Source organism: Rhizobium sp. LC145, from assembly GCF_001005825.1.
GTDB lineage: Bacteria > Pseudomonadota > Alphaproteobacteria > Rhizobiales > Rhizobiaceae > Neorhizobium.
On sequence record NZ_LBHV01000008.1, the window covers coordinates 195,475 to 215,355 of the forward strand.

19 protein-coding genes are annotated in these 19,881 nt (G+C 60.4%); 10 read left to right on the top strand and 9 right to left on the bottom strand.

The window, feature by feature from the left end:
* Positions 1 to 3 precede the first annotated feature (3 nt).
* Together ffh and YH62_RS21050 are read right to left on the bottom strand one after the other, a co-directional pair.
* Positions 4 to 1,572 (bottom strand): signal recognition particle protein, encoded by a 1,569-nt coding sequence (ffh, locus tag YH62_RS21045; protein WP_046796237.1) that lies wholly within the window; start codon positions 1,570 to 1,572, stop codon positions 4 to 6.
* Positions 1,573 to 1,807: 235 nt separating this feature from the next.
* Positions 1,808 to 2,137, bottom strand: a complete 330-nt coding sequence (locus YH62_RS21050; RefSeq protein WP_046796238.1) for a nuclear transport factor 2 family protein — start codon at positions 2,135 to 2,137, stop codon at positions 1,808 to 1,810.
* 117 nt (positions 2,138 to 2,254) lie between these two features.
* Here YH62_RS21050 and YH62_RS21055 point away from each other — a divergent pair, with 117 nt between their 5' ends.
* Complete coding sequence (locus YH62_RS21055; protein WP_046796239.1) at positions 2,255 to 3,355, top strand: MBL fold metallo-hydrolase; 1,101 nt, start codon at positions 2,255 to 2,257, stop codon at positions 3,353 to 3,355.
* On the opposite strand, the gene YH62_RS21060 is transcribed toward YH62_RS21055, so the two are convergent.
* Positions 3,347 to 5,296 (bottom strand): elongation factor G, encoded by a 1,950-nt coding sequence (locus YH62_RS21060; protein WP_046796240.1) that lies wholly within the window; start codon positions 5,294 to 5,296, stop codon positions 3,347 to 3,349. The two genes, YH62_RS21055 and YH62_RS21060, sit on opposite strands and share 9 nt — an antisense overlap.
* Positions 5,297 to 5,499: 203 nt before the next feature.
* On the opposite strand from YH62_RS21060, the gene dapF reads away from it, so the two are divergent.
* The 5 genes from dapF to YH62_RS21085 are packed head-to-tail and all read left to right on the top strand — an operon-like array spanning position 5,500 to position 10,566.
* Positions 5,500 to 6,417: a diaminopimelate epimerase gene (gene dapF / locus YH62_RS21065; protein ID WP_046796241.1), complete on the top strand. Its 918-nt coding sequence runs from the start codon at positions 5,500 to 5,502 to the stop codon at positions 6,415 to 6,417.
* Positions 6,414 to 7,688 carry a tRNA (N(6)-L-threonylcarbamoyladenosine(37)-C(2))-methylthiotransferase MtaB gene (gene mtaB, locus YH62_RS21070; RefSeq protein WP_046796242.1) on the top strand — a complete coding sequence of 425 codons (1,275 nt, stop codon included), beginning with the start codon at positions 6,414 to 6,416 and terminating at the stop codon, positions 7,686 to 7,688. The genes dapF and mtaB overlap by 4 nt, the downstream gene beginning before the upstream one ends.
* Positions 7,689 to 7,704: 16 nt before the next feature.
* On the top strand, positions 7,705 to 9,276 hold the full coding sequence (gene ftsY / locus YH62_RS21075; RefSeq protein ID WP_046796243.1) for a signal recognition particle-docking protein FtsY: 1,572 nt from the start codon (positions 7,705 to 7,707) through the stop codon (positions 9,274 to 9,276).
* A 55-nt stretch (positions 9,277 to 9,331) separates the two neighbouring features.
* Positions 9,332 to 9,982, top strand: a complete 651-nt coding sequence (locus tag YH62_RS21080; protein WP_046796244.1) for a septation protein A — start codon at positions 9,332 to 9,334, stop codon at positions 9,980 to 9,982.
* 2 nt (positions 9,983 to 9,984) lie between these two features.
* On the top strand, positions 9,985 to 10,566 hold the full coding sequence (locus YH62_RS21085) for a DUF2585 domain-containing protein (protein ID WP_245282150.1): 582 nt from the start codon (positions 9,985 to 9,987) through the stop codon (positions 10,564 to 10,566).
* Here YH62_RS21085 and YH62_RS21090 read toward each other — a convergent pair whose 3' ends face one another.
* From YH62_RS21090 to ccmA, 5 genes are read right to left on the bottom strand one after another with little or no spacing between them, the layout of a single operon-like run.
* The gene (locus YH62_RS21090) at positions 10,567 to 11,163 is read right to left on the bottom strand and encodes a DsbE family thiol:disulfide interchange protein (protein ID WP_046796245.1); all 597 of its coding nucleotides are present in this window, start codon (positions 11,161 to 11,163) and stop codon (positions 10,567 to 10,569) included.
* Positions 11,160 to 11,333 carry a heme exporter protein CcmD gene (ccmD, locus tag YH62_RS21095; RefSeq protein WP_046796246.1) on the bottom strand — a complete coding sequence of 58 codons (174 nt, stop codon included), beginning with the start codon at positions 11,331 to 11,333 and terminating at the stop codon, positions 11,160 to 11,162. Before ccmD ends, YH62_RS21090 begins: the two co-directional genes overlap by 4 nt.
* Positions 11,334 to 11,337: 4 nt before the next feature.
* The gene (locus tag YH62_RS21100) at positions 11,338 to 12,096 is read right to left on the bottom strand and encodes a heme ABC transporter permease (RefSeq protein ID WP_046796419.1); all 759 of its coding nucleotides are present in this window, start codon (positions 12,094 to 12,096) and stop codon (positions 11,338 to 11,340) included.
* Between the two features lie 45 nt (positions 12,097 to 12,141).
* Positions 12,142 to 12,801 (bottom strand): heme exporter protein CcmB, encoded by a 660-nt coding sequence (ccmB, locus tag YH62_RS21105; protein ID WP_046796247.1) that lies wholly within the window; start codon positions 12,799 to 12,801, stop codon positions 12,142 to 12,144.
* Positions 12,801 to 13,445: a heme ABC exporter ATP-binding protein CcmA gene (ccmA, locus tag YH62_RS21110; RefSeq protein WP_046796248.1), complete on the bottom strand. Its 645-nt coding sequence runs from the start codon at positions 13,443 to 13,445 to the stop codon at positions 12,801 to 12,803. Before ccmA ends, ccmB begins: the two co-directional genes overlap by 1 nt.
* Positions 13,446 to 13,706: 261 nt before the next feature.
* Here ccmA and acnA point away from each other — a divergent pair, with 261 nt between their 5' ends.
* The 4 genes from acnA to YH62_RS21130 all read left to right on the top strand — a co-directional run bounded on the left by acnA (position 13,707) and on the right by YH62_RS21130 (position 18,851).
* Positions 13,707 to 16,400 carry an aconitate hydratase AcnA gene (acnA, locus tag YH62_RS21115; protein WP_046796249.1) on the top strand — a complete coding sequence of 898 codons (2,694 nt, stop codon included), beginning with the start codon at positions 13,707 to 13,709 and terminating at the stop codon, positions 16,398 to 16,400.
* 103 nt (positions 16,401 to 16,503) lie between these two features.
* On the top strand, positions 16,504 to 17,241 hold the full coding sequence (locus YH62_RS21120; RefSeq protein WP_046796250.1) for a sulfite exporter TauE/SafE family protein: 738 nt from the start codon (positions 16,504 to 16,506) through the stop codon (positions 17,239 to 17,241).
* A 196-nt stretch (positions 17,242 to 17,437) separates the two neighbouring features.
* On the top strand, positions 17,438 to 18,187 hold the full coding sequence (locus tag YH62_RS21125; RefSeq protein WP_046796251.1) for a thioredoxin family protein: 750 nt from the start codon (positions 17,438 to 17,440) through the stop codon (positions 18,185 to 18,187).
* A gap of 274 nt (positions 18,188 to 18,461) precedes the next feature.
* On the top strand, positions 18,462 to 18,851 hold the full coding sequence (locus tag YH62_RS21130) for a DUF2794 domain-containing protein (protein WP_046796252.1): 390 nt from the start codon (positions 18,462 to 18,464) through the stop codon (positions 18,849 to 18,851).
* A gap of 54 nt (positions 18,852 to 18,905) precedes the next feature.
* On the opposite strand, the gene YH62_RS21135 is transcribed toward YH62_RS21130, so the two are convergent.
* On the bottom strand, positions 18,906 to 19,652 hold the full coding sequence (locus YH62_RS21135; protein WP_046796253.1) for a Bax inhibitor-1/YccA family protein: 747 nt from the start codon (positions 19,650 to 19,652) through the stop codon (positions 18,906 to 18,908).
* Positions 19,653 to 19,881: the final 229 nt, after the last annotated feature.

Genomic DNA, 19,881 nt, shown 5'->3' on the forward strand with positions numbered 1-19,881 from the left:
TCCTCACTTCTTCTTCGGCAGGCCTGGAAGACCTGGAAAGCCACCGCCGAGACCAGGCAGCGTGCCGCCGCCGAGACCCGGAAGGCCGCCGCCCGGCAGGCCGGGCATGGAGCCGGGCTTGATGCCCGCCGCTTCCGCCTGCTTCTGCAAGGCTTCGAGCTGCTTGGGGTCCAGCTTGGAAAGGTCCGGCATGCCGCCCATCCCGCCCATGCCACCAAGACCCATCTTCGAGGCAAGGCCGCCCATCATCTGCTTCATCATGCCACCCTTGCCCTTGCCGCCCATCATTTTCATCATGTCGGCCATCTGGCGGTGCATTTTCAGAAGCTTGTTGATCTCCGCCGCATCCGTGCCCGAACCGGCGGCGATGCGCTTCTTGCGGGAATGTTTCAGCATGTCCGGATTGGCGCGCTCGGCCTTTGTCATCGAGGAAATGATGGCGATCTGGCGATCGAACATCTTGTCGTTCATGCCGGAGGCAGCAAGCTTGTCCTTCATGCCGGCCATGCCCGGCATCATGCCCATGATTCCGCCCATGCCACCCAGCGACTTCATCTGGCGTAATTGATCGGCGAGGTCGTTCAGGTCGAACTTGCCCGACTGCATCTTCTTGGCCATCGCCGCGGCCTTTTCCGCGTCGATGTTCTCGGCGGCCCTCTCGACCAACGAAACAATGTCGCCCATGCCGAGAATGCGGTCGGCGATGCGGCGGGGATGGAATTCCTCCATCTCCGTCATCTTCTCGCCGGTGCCGATCAGCTTGATCGGCTTGCCGGTGACGGCGCGCATCGAAAGGGCTGCGCCGCCGCGGCCATCGCCGTCCATGCGGGTCAGCACGAGGCCGGTAATGCCGACGCGCTCGTCGAAATTGCGGGCCAGATTGACGGCGTCCTGACCGGTCAGGCTATCGGCAACGAGCAGGATTTCATGCGGATTGGACTTCCGCTTGATCTCCGCCATCTCCGCCATCAACGGCTCGTCGATATGCGTGCGGCCGGCGGTATCGAGAATGACGACGTCGTGGCCGCCGAGCTTTGCAGCCTGTACGGCGCGGGCGGCGATATCGGTCGGTGACTGGCCGGCGATGATCGGCAGCGTGTCGACACCGGTCTGAACGCCAAGCTGGCGGAGCTGTTCCTGGGCTGCCGGGCGACGCGTATCGAGCGACGCCATCAGCACCTTCTTCTTCTCACGCTCGGTCAGCCGCTTGGCGATCTTACCGGTCGTGGTCGTCTTACCTGAGCCTTGCAAACCGACCATCATGATGACGACGGGGGCTGCCGCATGCAGGTCGATGCCGACGCCTTCGGTACCCAGCATCTCGATCAGTTCGTCATGGACGATCTTGACGACCATCTGGCCGGGCTTGATCGACTTGAGGACTTCCGCACCGACGGCCTTTTCGCGCACCTTGTCGGTGAAGGAGCGGACGACTTCCAGCGCCACGTCGGCCTCGAGCAGCGCACGGCGAACCTCGCGCAGGGCTGCGGAAACATCGGCTTCCGAGAGCGCGCCACGGCCGGTCAGTCCACTGAGGATGGAACCAAGACGGTCCTGGAGGTTTTCGAACATCGTTTCTTCCTTCTTCGCTTCCGGGTTATCGGAAACGTCGGGTGCTTCCGCGACAAAAACAAGACGCAAAGCCAAAAAGCACCCGAGGGCGCGACGCGCTGTCGGGTGTTGACCTCCGGGATCTCTTTATACCTTTGCGGGTCCCGGTCGGCGGCTTCAAGTTCTCGACTTGTCAGCAGATCGCCGGGCTTAAACAGGAAAAGGCAGCCAAAGTCAAGGCTTGCCGAACCGGAGTTCAAGCGTCCCGTCCGAAATAGACCTCGACCGAGCTTATCCTGTCGTCCTCGAAACGGAAGAGCTCCAGATTGCGAAATGCGCCGCCATCGATTTTCTCCGCCCGGTAGCCGACGACCACTTCATCTCCGCTCTCGAATATCCGCTCTATGGCGATTTCCCGAAATACAGGAGACTGCGGCCAGCAGCGGTCGAAATAGCTGAGTTTGTCTATACGGTCATCGCGCGGGCTCGAGAAGGTGAAGGTTTCGGTCAGCAAACGATCCGCGAGATCCTTCCGGTTGGCGATGTAATGCTCATAAAGTTTCCTGGCGGTTATTGCGTTGCTCATGTCATCCCTCCTTTATCTGATTGCATTATGCAATCGGTATTGGGCGAGGATGTGGCGACACATCTATGTGATGGATGCGCTATTGAACGGTTTCACCGCAACTCATAAACATTCGGTATGAAGCGTCGCTCATTCTTAAAATGGACAGGCATCGGTGCGCTCGTGGCGATCGCGGGTGGCTTTACCGCGAGAGGCGCCATGGCAGCCAACAAGTATTATTCCGGTCCCATCTCCGATCATTTCGACGGAAAGCTCTTCTTCAATCCCAATGGGGAGGAGCCGAGCGGCTTTTTCAACCTGCTGCGCTGGAAGCTCGGCGGCGGCAACATTGCCTGGCCGGAGAGCTTTCCGAGCCCGTTTCCTCAAGCTGTCCCGGAAACGCGAGTGGAGGGCAGCCGTATCGTGGTCACCATGATTGGTCATGCTTCGATGCTGATCCAGGTCGCGGGCCTCAACATCCTCACCGATCCGGTCTGGGACGAGCGGGCAAGTCCCTTCCGCTTCGCCGGCCCAAAGCGCATCAATCCACCTGGCGTCCGCATGGGCGACCTGCCGCCGATCGACGTGGTGATCGTCACGCATAATCATTACGACCATCTGGATCTGGAAACTCTCTGGGTACTGCAGGGCCGCGACAAGCCGCACTTCGTCACCCCGTTCGGAAACGACGCGATCATTCGCAGCCGAGTGGCCGATGCGAAGATTACGGTTGTGGATTGGGGTGATGCCATCGAGATGGCGCCCGGAGTGAAACTCCATTGCGAGCCCTGCCATCACTGGTCGGCGCGGGGTCTGGGCGACCGGCGCATGGCGCTCTGGGCCGCTTTCGTCGTCGAAACGTCGGCGGGCAAGATCTATCATATCGGCGACACGGGCTTTCACCAGGGCATCAACTATCGGGCCGCGCGGGAAAAGCATGGGCCTTTCCGGCTCGCCAATCTTCCCTTCGGCGCTTATGAGCCGCGCTGGTTCATGCGCGCGCAGCACCAGAACCCGGAAGAGGCTGTGGAAGGTATGCTCGCCTGCGAGGCAACTTTCGTCGCGGGCCATCACTGGGGCACGTTCAAGCTCACCGACGAGGGTATCGAGGAGCCGGTGGCTGCACTTCATGCGGCGCTCGATGCGCGTAATATCTCTCGCGAACGGTTCCGCCCCATGCGGCCGGGCGAGGTCTTCGAAGTGCCAGCGGCAGTTCCCGCAGCCCCTCCTTCAGGCTGAACGCAGCCCGGAGCCGTGGGCATTGATGATGGCGTCCGCCTCCTTGCCGTAGAGCTCCTCGAAATGGTCGAAGGCCTTTGAATAGTAGCCAATGCCTTGTGTGGCGGAACGCAACGATCGCGCCAGTTCCTCAAGTGCTCCGCCGGGAACAAGCGCCCGGAAGATATCCCATCCTTTTGCGTTTTCGTCTCGATCGAAGCCGAGTACCTGTCCTTTGAGCGATGAGACGAGGGTCACCATGCCGCCCGAGAAGATCGAAGGGATATGGATCTCGACCCGGATCACTGGCTGCATCAGCACAGCCGAGGCCTCGGACAAGGCCTGGCGCACGCCCATCTTCGCGGCAGCGCGGAAGGCGAAGTCGGAACTGTCGACGGAGTGATATTGTCCATCGGTCAAGGTCACGTCGATATCGATGACCTGAAAGCCCAGAGGCCCCTTTTCCATCGCCTCGCGGGCGCCGGCCTCCACGGCCGGTATGTAGTTTCGCGGCACCGTGCCGCCCTTGACGGTCTCCTTGAACGCGAAGCCCTGGCCGCGGTCGTTCGGCCTGACGCTCAGATGAACATCGGCGAACTGACCCGCGCCGCCGGTCTGCTTGCGATGGCGGTAGTGCACGTTGGACGGCTTTGAAATGGTTTCCCGATAGACGGGATTGGGCGCTCGCTCGCTCACCTCGACCCGGAAAACCTCCGAAAGCATCTTGCGAAGCTCGCGCAGATGCACCGGACCTTGCGCGCAGATCAGCATCGCGCCGGTGCCTTCTTCCTGCATGACCTTGAGGCCGCGATCGGTTTCCGTGAGTTTCGCCAGCGTCGCAGACAGCTTGGCCTCATCACGCTCGCTGCTTGGAACCAGTATTCGTTCCAACATCGGGGTCGGCGGGGTCGCCCAATCGGGTGGTGCGATTGCCTGGCCGGGCGTCAGGAGCGAGGGAACGGGAATATGGTCGGATTTGACCGCTGCGAAGACGGAGCCGGTTTGGCCGGCAGCCCTGCCATTGCCGTTTTCCTGGATCGGCCCCAGCCCGGCGCCGCCGAGTGCGGCCCCCTGTTTCAGCCCCTCGACAAGCGAGCGGATAAGAACCGTTTTTCCGACATTCGCTCGATGAAACGCATGAAAACTCACGGCGGAAAGCTTTTCCCCCGTCAGCGCCGCTCCGGCGGCAAGGCGGGCTTGCAAGGCGGCGGCCGGCGGCGCTTCGTGGCGGAGCGCCTTCATCAGGCGCATGGCGCCATTCGCATGGGAGGCTGCGCCGAACATGACGGGGATGATCCGATTTTCCTTCACTATGCGGGAGGCCAGGGTAAACAGCGCATCGCTCGCGGGTTCGCGATCCTCGATCAGCTCTTCCAGAAGCCAGTCGTCGAATTCTGAGAGTTGCTCCAGCATCTCCGTGCGCGCTTCATGTTCGCGTTCGATGGCGTTCAGGGGCAGTTCGATCAGCGCGGAGGGCTGGCCCTCCCGGTAACGCCAGGCCCGTTCCGAGATCAGGTCGCAACTCCCGACAATCTTGTCACCTTCGCGGATAGGCACCTGCCGGAGAACAAGGGGATGATTCGAATAGGCCTGCAACGCGGCGATCACGTCACGCAGGCGCCCGCGGGGTTCATCCATTCTGTTGACGAAGAGGATGCACGGAGTGCCGGAAGCTTCGATGGCGCGCAGATAGGGCGCCGCCAGAACGGCATCGTCAGGCGAGGGCGAGACGCAGAGAACGCACGCATCGCTCGCCAGCAGCGCATCCTGCGCGACGGCAAGCGCTTCATTCGCGCCAGGCGTATCGAGCGCGCACCATGTCTCGCCGATGAATTGGAATTCGAGGAGGTTCAGATTGTAGGGAGAGCTTGATTTTTTGGGAGTGCCTTCCAGCGAGGCCAGTTTCGCGACAAGTGTCGATTTGCCCGTCTGTGACGGTCCCAGTACCGTGAAGCAGCGCATCGGCGATCCTCCCCTTGCCAAAAGACGCGTCCGAACGACAAGAATGCTCCTAACCGGCGTAAAGTGCCAGATAGTTGCAATCATTCTTAAATATGAGGCAAGCGATCGCGAGGTCCAGTCGTTGCCCGCTTTCCCTCGCTCCCACTGGTATTTCCAACGCATTTCCGCCATATAGGGCCGAAACTACAGACGGAACTGACCCCATGAGCGCAACGGTCGAATTTGCGAAGATGAACGGGCTTGGCAACGAGATCCTGGTCATAGACATGCGCGGCCGCGCCGATCTGGTCATGCCAGAGGCGGCGATCGCGCTGAATGCCGATGCGGCCACCCGGTTCGACCAGATCATGGCGATCCATGATCCGAAGGTTGCTGGCACGGATGCCTGGATCGACATCCTGAATTCCGACGGCACGAAGGCCCAGGCTTGCGGCAACGGAACGCGCTGCGTGGTCCAGGCGCTCGCCGCCGAGACCGGACGCAAGACTTTCACCTTCCAGACGGTCGCCGGCATCCTGAACGCGGTCGAGCACGAGGATGGTATGATTTCGGTTGACATGGGCCGGCCCGTCTTCGAATGGAACCGTATTCCGCTCGCCGAAGAATTCTTCGATACCAGCCGCATCGAGTTGCAGATCGGCCCGATCGACGATCCGGTCCTCCATTCGCCCTCCGCCATGTCGATGGGCAATCCGCATGCGATCTTCTGGGTGACGAGCGATCCCATGGGCTTCGATCTCGAACGCTTCGGCCCGCTTCTCGAAAACCATCCGATGTTCCCGGAAAAGGCGAATATCACGCTCGCCCAGCTCACCTCGGAAGACACGCTTCGCACCCGTACCTGGGAACGTGGCGCTGGGTTGACGCTTGCCTGCGGTTCGGCCGCATGTGCTGCTGCGGTTTCCGCCGCACGCACGGGCCGCACCGGCCGGCGGGTCACGATCGACGTCGCGTCGAGCCCCGTTCACCAGCCCCTCGTCATCGAATGGCGGGAAGACGATCACGTCGTCATGACCGGTCCGGCCGAATGGGAGTGGTCCGGCAAGCTCGATCCTGCGACGGGCACTTTCACGCGCGATGAAGAACCCCAAAACAATGAGCAGGGGGCTCGGGTCAATTGAGTGGCGTCGAGGTCATCACCTTCGGCTGTCGCCTCAATACCTATGAATCCGAAGTGATGCGGGCCGAGGCGGAAAAGGCTGGGCTCAACAACGCCATCCTGGTCAATACCTGCGCCGTCACCAGCGAGGCCGTCCGTCAGGCACGTCAGGCGATCCGACGCGCCCGCCGGCAGAACCCGCATGCGCGCATCATCGTCTCGGGCTGCGCGGCGCAGACGGAAAAGCAGACGTTCGCCGACATGGCGGAAGTGGATGTCGTTCTCGGAAACGAGGAGAAGCTGAAGAGCACCTCCTATCGTGGGCTTCCGGATTTCGGCGTCTCGGCGGAAGAGAAGCTCCGTGTCAACGACATCATGAGCATCAAGGCCACCGCGCCGCAAATGGTGAAGCATATCGACGGGCATGTGCGGGCCTTCATCCAGGTGCAGAATGGCTGCGACCATCGCTGCACTTTCTGCATCATTCCCTATGGCCGTGGAAATTCCCGCTCGGTACCGATGGGCGCGGTGGTGGAACAGGCACGCAGGCTCGTTGAAGGCGGTTATCGCGAGATCGTGCTGACGGGCGTCGATGCCACCAGCTATGGCGCCGATCTGCCAGGGCAGTCATCATTGGGGCAGCTCGCCAAGACGCTCCTGAAGCAGGTGCCTGATATTCTCAGATTAAGGCTGTCATCGATCGACAGTATCGAGGCGGACAGGCATTTATGGGATCTAATTGCCGATGAGCCGCGCTTCATGCCGCATCTTCATCTGTCGCTGCAGCATGGCGACGACTTGATCCTGAAACGAATGAAGCGCCGCCATTCCCGCGCAGATGCGCTTGCCTTCACCGAACAGGCGCGGCGGTTGCGCCCGGATATCGTCTTCGGCGCGGACATGATCGCCGGTTTTCCAACCGAGACGGAAGAGATGTTCGAGAATGCCGCCACGCTTGCGGAAGAGGCCGGCATCTCCTTCCTGCACGTCTTCCCCTATAGCCCGCGGCCCGGAACGCCGGCGGCGCGGATGCCGCAGGTCGACCGGGTGCTGGTGAAGCAGCGCGCGGCGCGGCTCAGGGCGCGGGGCGAGGCTCTGCATCGGGCCCATCTCGACAGCATGGTCGGAACACACCAGATGATCCTGGTAGAGAATAATGGTCTTGCCCATACCGAGAATTTTTCGCTGGTGGCGGCACCTGGCCTTCCACCACGCGATTTGAGGCGCGTGGTGATTACCGGCTATAACGGCAAGCATCTGGAAATGCAGGTCGCGCCTGCGCTCGCAGCGTAACCGGAACAGGTTTTTTATGGCATTGAGCTTCATCAAGAGGGTTTTCACGTTCGGCAAGGAAAAGCCGATCGAGGAACAGGCACAGGAAGGCGTAAAGCCAGAGAAGCCGAGCACTGTCGAGGCGGAACTCGAGCAGCAGCTGCGCCCGGAAGAGTTACCGGTATCACCGATCGCCCCCGTTTCTCCGGCCGAGATGGAAACCGCGGGCGGACCTACGGACGATGCGAGTTTGGAGGATGCCGGCCTCGCCGATGATGCTGAAGACGAGCCGTCTGCGATCCTTCCGGGGATCGAGAATGCACCTGAGATCGGCATGGTGCCGCTTTCTCTGCTGGAGGCGGAAGCCGAAGCTGAGGAGGAAGGCATTGCATCTGCGGAAACACCCCCCTCTGTCCCTTCGGGACATCTCCCCCTCAAGAGGGAAGATCGCCTGGAGGATGAGGAGCCGTATTCGGAAGAGCCTCATTCTCGTGACTTAAACAGCCCAGCTTTTGATACAAAGCGGGACGACCCTGTTCAGCCAGTCTCCCCCCTTGAGGGGGAGATGTCCGGCAGGACAGAGGGGGGTGTTTCTTCAGAAGGTGAGGCTAGGGAGACACCCGTCCTTCCCAAAGGCTTCTCTACGTCTCGCTCGGAGCCCGCGCAGGCTCCCGCCACACCCGCGCCGAAACTTTCCTGGTTCCAGCGGTTGCGCGCCGGACTTGCGCGTACGTCCTCGCAGCTCACAGGCCAGATCACCGCGCTCTTCACCAAGCGCAAGCTGGACGAGGACACGCTGGAAGAGCTGGAAGATCTGCTTATTCAGGCCGATCTCGGGGTCGAGACGGCAATGCGCGTTACCGGTGCGCTCTCCTCGGAGCGTTATGGCAAGGACGTGACGGGCGAGGACGTCTCGCGCATCATGGCGGCGGAAATCTCGAAGGTGCTTTCGCCGGTCGCCAAGCCGCTGCAACTCGATCTTTCGCACAAGCCTCATGTCATCCTGGTGGTCGGGGTGAACGGAACCGGCAAGACGACGACGATCGGCAAGCTCGCCGCGAAACTGTCGGGCGCCGGCCTCAAGATCACGCTCGCCGCCGGCGATACGTTCCGCGCTGCGGCAATCGAGCAGCTCAAGATCTGGGCGGAACGCACCGGCTCCGATTTCATCGGCACAAAGCTCGGCGCGGATGCCGCGGGGCTTGCCTATGATGCTTACGAGCAGGCCAAGGCGAAGAAATCGGATGTGCTGATCATCGATACCGCCGGTCGTCTCCAGAACCGCACAGAGTTGATGGCGGAACTCGAGAAGATCGTCCGCGTGCTCGGCAAACTCGATCCCGAGGCGCCGCATACGGTGCTGCAGACCCTCGATGCCACGACCGGTCAGAACGCGCTGAGCCAGGTCGAGATATTCCGCAACGTCGCCGGCGTCAGCGGTCTCATCATGACCAAGCTCGATGGCACCGCTCGCGGTGGCATCCTCGTGGCGATTGCGGCCAAGCACAAGCTGCCGGTCTATTTCATCGGGGTCGGCGAAGGCGTCGACGATCTGGAGCCGTTCGAGGCCGACGATTTTGCCAAGGCGATTGCGGGTTTGACGCATTGATGCCACAGAATGGCTGTTGGGCTTTGCTCACATGAAGCCGGAGAATTTGGGAACCATGCAGACGATGGAAAGCGACGTCACGCCGACCAGGGAAGAAAAGCAGCATCCGGGCCTGAAGATGGCCCTGGAACTCGGGCCTCTGCTCGTCTTCTTCTTCGCAAACCTGCGCGGCGAATGGTTGTTGGAGAAAGTTCCGGCACTTTCGGCGATCGGCGGGCCGCTGCTCATCGCAACGGCGCTCTTCATGGTGGCGACGATCATTTCTCTCGTCATCTCGAAGGTCGTCTTCCGGCACCTGCCGGTGATGCCCTTCGTTTCCGGCGTCGTCGTGATGGTTTTCGGTTCGCTGTCGATCTGGCTGCAGGACGAAACCTTCATCAAGATGAAGCCTACCATCGTCAATTCGTTGTTCGGCGTGGTGCTGCTCGGCGGCCTCTTCTTCGGAAAGTCGCTGCTCGGCTATGTGTTCAACGCCGCTTTTCAGCTCGATGAGGAGGGCTGGAAAAAGCTTACCTTCCGCTGGGGCCTCTTCTTCCTGTTCCTTGCCGTGCTCAACGAAGTGATCTGGCGGAATTTCTCCGATGACTTCTGGGTCAGCTTCAAGGTTTGGGGAACCATGCCGATCACCGTCGCTTTCACGCTGGCGCAGATGCCGCTCATCATGCGCCACACAGTGAGCGATCCGGCCGCGGAGGCCGAAAAGTGACGATCGACGGCTTGGCCGAGAGCGGTTCTTCATCTCGGCGTTGGCTCATCGCGGTGCTCGTTCTGCTTGTCCTTCAGGTCGTCGTTCTCTACGCGATGGGGCGTCTTCCGATCTGCGAGTGCGGCTATGTGAAGCTCTGGGAAGGCGAGGTGAATTCCATCGGCAATTCCCAGCATCTCTCCGACTGGTATACGCCCTCGCACATCATTCATGGCTTTCTGTTCTACGGCCTCGGCTTTCTCTTGCTTCGGAGCGCGCCGCTCACGGCCCGGTTATCGCTGGCAGTATTGATCGAGGCGGCCTGGGAGATCGCTGAGAACACGCCCATGGTGATCGACCGCTACCGTACCGCCACCATGGCGCTGGGCTATGCCGGCGACAGCATCCTGAACTCCGCCATGGATACGATCTTCATGATTCTCGGCTTTCTTGCGGCTGCGCGTCTGCCGGTGTGGGTGACGGTTCTGATCGCGGTCGGTTTCGAGCTCATGACCGGATGGATCATCCGGGACAATCTCACCCTCAACGTTCTGATGCTGATCTGGCCGGTCGATGCCATCCGGGCGTGGCAGGGCGCTCTGTAATCAGCTTCCGGCAGCGGCCTTCTGGATCGCCGGCAGCAGCTCCTGGGTGAGACTGCGTTCGTCGAAGGGACCTACTTTCTTGTAGAGAATGGTTCCGTCCGGACCGACGAGATAGCTCTCCGGAATACCGTAGACGCCCCAATCGATGGCCGCCTTGCCGTTCGGGTCGACGCCGATCGCGGCATACGGATTTCCCAGTTCGCCGAGAAAGCGCAAGGCGTTGTCGTTGCGGTCCTTGTAGTTGATGCCGACGACCGTCAACCGATCGTCCTTTGCGAGTTCCTTGAGGATCGGGTGCTCCTGCCTGCAGGGCACGCACCATGAGGCGAAGACGTTGACGAGCGTTAGTTTGCCCTTGATCGCGGCATCGGTGAGCGCCGCGGTTCCCGAGCCTTCCAGAGGAGGCAGGGCAAGCGGCGGCGCGATCTTGCCGATCAGCGCCGAAGGGATGGCGGAGACATCGCGACCGTTGACATCCTGATCGTATAACATCTTTCCAGCGACGGCGACGAAACCCGCAAAGACCGCGAGCGGAATGATCGCCAGCGCATAGCGGGCGTAGCTCTTGCGGGCAGGCGCGCCGGTCTCGATACTCATCTTGTCTCTCCCGCGGAATGGGTAGCGGAGCGCCTGCGGATGCCGGATGTCTCCAGTTCCGCGAGTTCCCGTCTGCGTGCGCGGCCGTCGAGCATCACCCAGCCGATCAGAGAGAGGATGACGAGCGCGGTGAGACCATAGGACATCGCGATATAAAAAGTATGGCTCATCGGGTCACTCCTCCTTTCCCGCCATGCGCGCGGCCATGCGGCGCTGCGCGGTCACACGGCGGCGCCAGATTTCATTGCGCATCGCCGCTACATGCAAGGTGAAGAAGAGCAAGGTGAATGCCACCGCCATGACCAGGAGGGGCCACAGAAACTCCGCATCGATCGTCGGGCCGTCCAATCGGACAACGCTCGCCGGCTGGTGCAGCGTGTTCCACCAGTCGACCGAGAACTTGATGATCGGAATGTTGACGAAACCGACCAGGATGAGCACGGCGCTGACACGGGCGGCGCGCGAGGGATCATCCAGCGCGCGATTGAGCGCGATCAGTCCGAGATACATCAGGAAGAGAACGAAGACGGACGTGAGGCGGGCATCCCAGACCCACCAGGTGCCCCACATCGGCTTGCCCCAGAGAGAACCCGTGACCAGCGCGATCAGCGTGAAGGCTGCCCCGAGCGGCGCTGCCGCCTTGTGGCTCACATCCGCCAGGGGATGGCGCCATACCAGCGTTCCGATCGCCGAGATCGCCATGACGGTGTAGCACATCATCGATAGCCAGGCGGCAGGCACGTGAACATACATGATCCGGACCGTGTCGCCCTGCTGATAGTCGCCTTCTGTCGTGAAGCTCAGGTAAAGACCGATTACGAAGAGCAATGCAGTGATGCCTGCCATCCAGGGCAAGATGCGCGCCGTCAGCGCGAGGAACCGCGTCGGGTTGGCGAGATCGCTGAATTTCGTGATCGCAAAGCTTTCGGTCATAGGGTCTTTCTGAAACACGATGAGCGCCGGGCGCATTGATCCTAGTCAATCACCGGCATTCTTCAACGCCAGTGCTGCGCCAACCGGCCCCAGTACCGCAAAAAACATCGTGAGCGCCACCAATATCAGGAAAGGCGGCATAAACGGGGCGGGCTCCTCCACCGCCGCATAGGACGCGCTGACGCCGAAGATCAGCACGGGGATGGCGAGCGGCAGGACGAGGATCGAGACGAGCAGCCCGCCGCGCGGCAGCGCCACCGCAACGGCGGCGCCGACTGCGCCGATGAAGGTGATCGCAGGCGTACCGGCGAGCAGGGTCAGCATCACCGCGCCGATCGCCACTTCGTTCATGTTCATGAAGAGGCCGAGCAGAGGTGAGGCTATGACGAGAGGTAGACCGGTCGCGATCCAGTGCGCCAGGCATTTAACGAGTACCGTCAGCGCCAGCGGATGCTCCTGCATGAGCATCAGGTCGAGCGAGCCATCCTCGCGGTCAGTCTGGAACAGCCGGTCCAGCCCGAGAAGGGCCGAAAGCAATGCGCCGATCCAGAGGATTGCCGGGCCGATGCGGGAAAGCAGGTTGAGATCCGGGCCGACGCCGAATGGAATGACAGCCACGACGGTCAGAAAGAACAATACGCCGATCAGCGCGCCGCCGCCGGCACGTACCGAAAGTTTAAGGTCGCGGAGGAGGAGGTTGATCATCACCACACACCCTCGCCGACACCGGCAAATCCCGTCATCCGGAGTTCCCGCGCATTCGTCAGCCCGAGAGGTTGATGAGTCGCGGCGATGACGATGCCTCCGTGCGCGAGGTGATTTCCGATCAGTCCGGTGATGATCACCTCCGCGCCCGAATCAAGCGCTGCGGTGGGTTCATCGAGCAGCCAGACGGGGCGATAAGCCACCAACAGCTTTGCGAAGGCCATACGCCGTTGCTGTCCGGCGGAAAGGTATCCGAAAGGCAGATGGATGATTTCCTGAAGGCCCACCGCTTCAGCCGCGTCCGAAACCGAACTTCCGGTTCCACCTAGGAAATCGCTGAAAAAGCTCTTCCAGAAGGAGAGGTTTTCGGCGACCGTGAGCTCGGCCTTCATGGCGTTGCGATGGCCGAGATAGTGGCAGGCCTCGCAGGCGCGTGCTCCTGCCTCGGCGTCTTGCGAAAACCAGGAGACGTTTCCCTTCTCCGGCCGAAGCAAGCCCGCCAGAACGCGCAGCAGCGTGGATTTTCCCGTGCCGTTGCGGCCGGTCAGGACGAGTGCTTCACCGGACGCCAGGACGAAGGAGATATCGGCGAAAAGCAGGTCTTCGCCGCGTTTTGCCGCGATATTTTCGGCTGTCAGCCGCATGCTTCTCGCCTTCGTTCGAAATTTGATCGCCGGATGTGAAAAATCTTCAAAATGGTGTCTGGAACCCTTCTTAGAAATTATCTATAAGCACTGCAACCACGCCAGCGGCCGGCGTGATTTTCATCTTGCGCCGAACCTGAAGACATCAAAAATCTTCTCGTGCGGACAGCGGAAATGGTCGCACCCGCATCCTGATGTGCATGAAGTGCATAGGCGTCCGCACGCGCGTGTTGGCTCTTAGTATCAGCGGGGTTATTTTCCGTGGCCAAATCTCTCGACAGCTTCAATTGTCGCTCCGTCCTTACCGTCGGCGGTAAAGACTATGTCTATTACAGCCTGCCCAAGGCCGAGGCGAATGGGCTCAAGGGCGTTTCCAAGCTTCCCTTCTCCATGAAGGTACTGCTCGAAAACCTCCTTCGCTTCGAAGATGGTCGTTCCGTCACCAAGGACCAGATTCTTGCCGTGGCGGAATGGCTGAACAACAAGGGCAAGGTCGAAAGCGAAATCGCCTATCGCCCGGCCCGCGTGCTGATGCAGGACTTCACCGGCGTTCCGGCCGTGGTGGACCTTGCGGCGATGCGCGACGGCATCAAGGCGCTCGGCGGCGATCCGGAAAAGATCAATCCGCTGGTTCCGGTCGATCTCGTTATCGACCACTCGGTCATCGTCGACGAATTCGGTACGCCGCAGGCTTTTGCCCGCAATGTCGAGCTGGAATACCAGCGCAACGGCGAGCGCTACCGCTTCCTGAAATGGGGTCAGCAGGCCTTCAAGAACTTCCGCGTCGTTCCTCCCGGCACGGGCATCTGTCACCAGGTCAATCTCGAATATCTCGGCCAGACGGTCTGGACGAATGAGGAAGACGGCGAAACCGTCGCCTATCCCGACACCTGCGTCGGCACCGATTCGCACACCACGATGATCAACGGCCTCGGTGTTCTGGGCTGGGGTGTCGGCGGCATCGAAGCGGAAGCCTCCATGCTCGGCCAGCCCGTTTCCATGCTCCTGCCGGAAGTCGTCGGCTTCAAGCTCACCGGCAAGCTGAAGGAAGGCGTCACCGCGACCGACCTCGTGCTGACCGTCGTGCAGATGCTGCGCAAGAAGGGCGTCGTATCCAAGTTCGTCGAATTCTTCGGCCCGGGCATGGATAACATGCCACTCGCCGACCGCGCGACGATCGGCAACATGGGTCCTGAATACGGCGCGACCTGCGGCTTCTTCCCGGTTGACGGCGAAACTATCAACTACCTCAACATGTCCGGCCGCACCAAGGAGCGCATCGCGCTTGTCGAAGCCTATTCCAAGGCACAGGGCATGTGGCGCGAAGGCGACGGTTCTGATCTCGTCTTCACCGACACGCTGGAACTCGACCTCGGAGACGTCGTGCCGTCGATGGCCGGCCCGAAGCGCCCGGAAGGACGCATCGCGCTGGAAAACATCGCGTCCGGTTTCGCCGGCTCGATGGAGAGCGATTACAAGAAGCCCGGCCAGCTCGATAACCGCTATGCCGTCGAAGGCGAGGGCTTCGATCTCGGCCATGGCGATGTTGCGATCGCCGCCATCACCTCCTGCACCAATACGTCCAACCCATCGGTTCTGATTGCCGCCGGGCTGCTTGCACGCAACGCCGTTGCCAAGGGCTTGAAGACCAAGCCGTGGGTGAAGACCTCTCTGGCGCCGGGATCTCAGGTCGTCGGCGAATATCTTGCCAAGTCGGGTCTTCAGGCCGACTTGGACAAGCTCGGCTTCAACCTCGTCGGCTTCGGCTGCACGACCTGCATCGGCAATTCCGGCCCGCTGCCGGCGCCGATCTCGAAGACGATCAACGACAAGGGCCTGATCGTTGCCGGCGTGCTCTCGGGCAACCGCAACTTCGAAGGTCGCATCTCGCCGGACGTCCAGGCCAACTATCTCGCCTCGCCGCCGCTCGTCGTCGCCTATGCGCTCGCCGGCTCGGTCCAGAAGGACCTGACCAAGGAGCCGATCGGTGAGGACCAGAACGGCAATCCGGTCTACCTCAAGGATATCTGGCCGACTTCGCACGAAGTGCAGGAATTCATCCAGAAATACGTCACCCGCGAGCTCTACGAGAGCAAGTATGCGGACGTCTTCAAGGGTGACCAGCACTGGCAGGCGGTCAATGCTCCGACGGGACAGACCTATGCCTGGGACGACACGTCGACCTACGTGCAGAATCCGCCCTACTTCGTCGGCATGGGCAAGAAGGGCTCGGGCCTGAAGGATATCAAGGGCGCACGCGTTCTCGGCCTCTTCGGCGACAAGATCACTACCGACCACATTTCTCCGGCCGGTTCGATCAAGGCTGCTTCTCCGGCCGGCGCCTATCTCACGGAAAACGGCGTCGGGGTTGCCGATTTCAACCAGTACGGCACGCGGCGCGGCAACCATGAAGTGATGATGCGCGGTACCTTTGCCAATATCCGCATCCGCAACTTCATGCTCGGCCCGAACGGCAAGGAAGGTGGCTACACCATCCACTATCCGTCGAAGGAAGAGATGTCGATTTACGATGCCGCGATGAAATACAAGGAAGAGGGCGTTCCGCTCGTCATCTTCGCCGGTGTCGAATACGGCAACGGTTCCTCGCGCGACTGGGCTGCCAAGGGCACCAATCTGCTCGGCGTCAAGGCCGTCATCGCCCAGTCCTTTGAGCGCATCCATCGTTCGAACCTGGTTGGCATGGGTGTCGTGCCTTTCGTCTTCGAAGAGGGCACGACCTGGGCTTCGCTTGATCTCAAGGGCGATGAAGTGGTCACCATCGAAGGCCTGGAAGGCGACATCAAGCCGCGTGAGTGGAAGACGGCCAAGATCACCTATGGCGACGGCAAGGTGAAGGAAATCAACATCCTTTGCCGCATCGATACGCTCGATGAAGTCATCTACATGAACAATGGCGGCATTCTGCAGACCGTTCTTCGCGATCTGGCTGCGTAAGCTTCATGATCCGCATCCGCCGGAGCGTACCTCCGGCGGATGCTTTTCCCTCCGTTTTCCGGCGTCCGCTCATAGCGGCGTCCCGCCTCGATGAGGCCTGAGCTTGTCCCTCGTCATTTTTATCGGAATGGCCGTCACGGTTTTCCTGACGTCACTTCTGTCAGGCATTTTCGGCATGGCAGGCGGCCTCATCCTGCTCTGGACCCTGCTCTTCCTTTATCCGGTCGGCACGTCCATCGCGATCCATGGCGTCATCCAGATGACCTCCAACGGATCGCGGGCCTGGTTTTCCCGCGCCTATATCGACTGGAAGATCCTCGGCATATTGTGCGTCGGCGTGTTCGTGTCCGGTTCAATTCTGTTTCTGATCGATTATACGCCCGACCTGACTGTCGTTCTGCTCGGGGTCGGGCTGATGCCGATCCTGGTCTGGCTGCCGTTCAAGCGGCTGCAGCTCGATGCCTCCCGTCCTTCCCATGCCTTTGTCGCCGGTCTCATGTCCGGTGCATTGACCATCAGTGTCGGCGTGGCCGGTCCGACCGTCGATATTTTCTTCATTCGCACCGAGATGGATCGCCGCAAGATCATCGCCACCAAGGCCTCGATCCAGACGCTCTCCCATATGGCGAAGATCGCGTTCTACTGGGACGCGGCATCCAGGTTGCCGGCAGTCGACCTGATCTCGGTGCTGGTCGCTGCGCCGATCGCCATTATCGGGGCGCTGGCGGGTAACGGAATCCTGCAGAGGATCACCGATGCTAACTTCCGCTCCTGGACCCGCTGGGTGGTGACTGGAATCGGCGCCGTTTATTTCGCCCAGGGCGTCGTAAAACTGCTCTGACTATCGCTTGCATGTATTCATCGATGGGCGTGGAACCTGAATGTCCGTTGGTCTCAGGGAATATCTTTGCCTCACCCCATCGTGACTTCCTCTTTATGTATCGGGACGGTTACCTTGCATCATCCAGCTTGTTAGGTTCTTGGTTACGATATCACATCGTCGCCAATACAAAGTCCTTCGAAGAGGTCTGCACTTCATGACGTCCCAGTTCCGCAAAGCGATCTTCCTCGCGGCCCTGCTGTTTTCGGGTACCGCGGTCGCGGAGGATACGAAACCGCCGAAGGGAGTCGTCGAATTGTTTACCTCTCAGGGCTGTTCGTCCTGCCCGCCGGCAGATACGGCCCTGCGCGACCTGGCCTTCCAGGGCGATGTCGTGGCGCTTTCCTACCATGTCGATTATTGGAACTATCTTGGTTGGACCGATACGCTGAGCTCGCGTGAAAACACCGAGCGGCAATACGGCTATGCCAGGACGCTCGGGCGAAGCGGCGTATACACGCCCCAGGCGGTGATCAATGGTCGGGACCATGTGAAGGGAACGGACCTTGCCGCCATCAACGGCAAGATCGATCTCCTGAAAGCCAGCGGCAAGGGTCTGAGCGTACCGGTCGCGGCCTCATTGCGTGGCAAGGAGATCGAGATCGAGATCGGTGAGGGCAAGGGCGAGGCGGAGGTGGTCGTCGCCTATTTCACCAGGCACGAGCAGGTGGAAGTCCTCAAGGGCGAAAACAGCGGCAAGCGCATGGATTACTGGCACAGCGTCTACGATGTCCAGTCGGTCGGCATGTGGAACGGCAAAAGCATGAAAATCACATTGCCGGGCAAGCTGATGGGCAAATCCAAGAAGGACGGCTGCGCCGTATTGCTGCAAGCCTCGGGCCCCGGCGGAGAGCCGGCGGCCATCCTCGGCGCCACCATTCTGATGGTCGGGCGCAAGAAGTATTGAGGATTTTTGTCGGCGGCCCGGTCCGGGACACTGGGGGGCTGGGGGTAAGGGTCAATGTACCGGACCGGACCAAATTGGCGCAGAATCCACGCCAATCGACGCAGTCAATCTCGCTTTTGAATCGGGCGCTGTTTTGTCCGAAATGGGGCAAGAATAAAAACACCATCTCTGAACCAAAGCGGCACATGCAAAGGTTCCGGGGAGCAGGGTTGCATTTTCAATCCTCTCGGGCACACTGTCATCTCTCTGACATCTGATTGACTTGGGAGCCTTGATGACAGATCAGCCGGATTTGCCGGGGAGCCAGAGTCCCCGTGACACAGCCGTCGTCGTCGATCTCAGCGAATATCGGCAGAGCCGCGACCCCGCCCCGGTCACCTTCCACCGGCGGGAGCTGGACGCAATCCTGAAAATCTACGGACGCATGGTCGGCGAGGGCGAATGGAAAGACTACGCCATCGACCATCTGAAGGACCGCGCGGTCTTCTCGATCTTCAATCGATCGGGTGAAATGCCGCTCTATCGGATCGAGAAGAATCCGAAATTTGCCAACAGGCAGGGCGCCTTTAGTGTCCTCAACACCCATGGAATGGTCCTCAAGCGAGGCCATGAGCTGCCGCAAGTTCTGAAGGTCTTCGACAAGGCTCTGAAACTCATCGATTGAACAACAAAAAAGGCGGCTCGAAAGCCGCCTTCTTCGTATTCATGTCTTATGCCGTTATTCTTCGCGATTGCCGAGGAACTGCAGCAGGAACGTGAACAGGTTGACGAAGTCGAGATAGAGCGTCAGCGCGCCCATGATAGCCTTGCGGCCCATTACCGCGACGTCGTCGGCGTCGTAGTACATTTCCTTGATCTTCTGCGTGTCATAGGCTGTGAGACCGGCAAAGATCAGCACGCCGATTGCGGAGATGGCAAAGCCCATCGCCGAAGACTGCAGGAAGATATTCACCAGCGAAGCGATGATCAGGCCGAACAGGCCCATGATCAGGAACGAGCCCATGCCGGACAAGTCTTTCTTCGTCGTGTAACCATAGAGCGACAGGGCGCCGAACGAGGCGGCCGTGACGAAGAAGGTCTGCACGATGCTTTGGCCGGTGAAGACCAGGAAGATCGACGACAGCGAGAGGCCCATCAGCGCGGCATAGACCCAGAAGGTCGTTTGCGCGGCCGCGACGCTCATCGAGTTGATGCGGAAGCTGAGGAAGAAGACCATCGCCAGCGGAGCCAGCATGACAACCCATTTCAGCGGGCTGGTATAGAGGAGCTGGCCGAAAGCCGTAAGCTGGCCGTCGGCAACCGCCATCTGCCATGTCAGAAAGGCCGCCACGCCGGTGATCGCCAGCCCCGCCGCCATCAGGTTGTAAACCTTCAGCATATAGGCGCGGAGGCCCTCGTCGATCATCGCACCCGTCTGGACGCCAGTTCGCGCCATTCGGTTTTGATAGTTATTGAAGTCAGCCATTGTTTCCTCTTCAAGCTCCGGAATTGTTCACGGTGTCGGGCCCCCTTCGTTGACCCAGGCGCCGCTGCGGAGCTCCAGCAAGCCTGTCGTCAAATATGATGCGAGACCGCGTTTCATACAAGGGGTGTAGGCCGCGAAACCGCAGGCCATAGCGTGAATTAAGCAACCTATGAGGCATTCTGACGGGATTTTGATCCGAGAGTTAACGCAATTTGCAACTATTCGGAGA

What these genes read in the sequence shown, in the direction of transcription:
- YH62_RS21080 (WP_046796244.1), top strand. Translation starts at nt 9,332, where the DNA reads ATGCAGACGATGGAAAGCGACGTCACGCCGACCAGGGAAGAAAAGCAG.
- dapF (WP_046796241.1), top strand. Translation starts at nt 5,500, where the DNA reads ATGAGCGCAACGGTCGAATTTGCGAAGATGAACGGGCTTGGCAACGAG.
- YH62_RS21055 (WP_046796239.1), top strand. Translation starts at nt 2,255, where the DNA reads ATGAAGCGTCGCTCATTCTTAAAATGGACAGGCATCGGTGCGCTCGTG.
- YH62_RS21060 (WP_046796240.1), bottom strand. Translation starts at nt 5,296, where the DNA reads ATGCGCTGCTTCACGGTACTGGGACCGTCACAGACGGGCAAATCGACA.
- ffh (WP_046796237.1), bottom strand. Translation starts at nt 1,572, where the DNA reads ATGTTCGAAAACCTCCAGGACCGTCTTGGTTCCATCCTCAGTGGACTG.
- YH62_RS21125 (WP_046796251.1), top strand. Translation starts at nt 17,438, where the DNA reads ATGACGTCCCAGTTCCGCAAAGCGATCTTCCTCGCGGCCCTGCTGTTT.
- ftsY (WP_046796243.1), top strand. Translation starts at nt 7,705, where the DNA reads ATGGCATTGAGCTTCATCAAGAGGGTTTTCACGTTCGGCAAGGAAAAG.
- YH62_RS21050 (WP_046796238.1), bottom strand. Translation starts at nt 2,137, where the DNA reads ATGAGCAACGCAATAACCGCCAGGAAACTTTATGAGCATTACATCGCC.
- YH62_RS21130 (WP_046796252.1), top strand. Translation starts at nt 18,462, where the DNA reads ATGACAGATCAGCCGGATTTGCCGGGGAGCCAGAGTCCCCGTGACACA.
- YH62_RS21100 (WP_046796419.1), bottom strand. Translation starts at nt 12,096, where the DNA reads ATGACCGAAAGCTTTGCGATCACGAAATTCAGCGATCTCGCCAACCCG.
- ccmD (WP_046796246.1), bottom strand. Translation starts at nt 11,333, where the DNA reads ATGAGCCATACTTTTTATATCGCGATGTCCTATGGTCTCACCGCGCTC.
- YH62_RS21090 (WP_046796245.1), bottom strand. Translation starts at nt 11,163, where the DNA reads ATGAGTATCGAGACCGGCGCGCCTGCCCGCAAGAGCTACGCCCGCTAT.
- ccmA (WP_046796248.1), bottom strand. Translation starts at nt 13,445, where the DNA reads ATGCGGCTGACAGCCGAAAATATCGCGGCAAAACGCGGCGAAGACCTG.
- ccmB (WP_046796247.1), bottom strand. Translation starts at nt 12,801, where the DNA reads ATGATCAACCTCCTCCTCCGCGACCTTAAACTTTCGGTACGTGCCGGC.
- YH62_RS21135 (WP_046796253.1), bottom strand. Translation starts at nt 19,652, where the DNA reads ATGGCTGACTTCAATAACTATCAAAACCGAATGGCGCGAACTGGCGTC.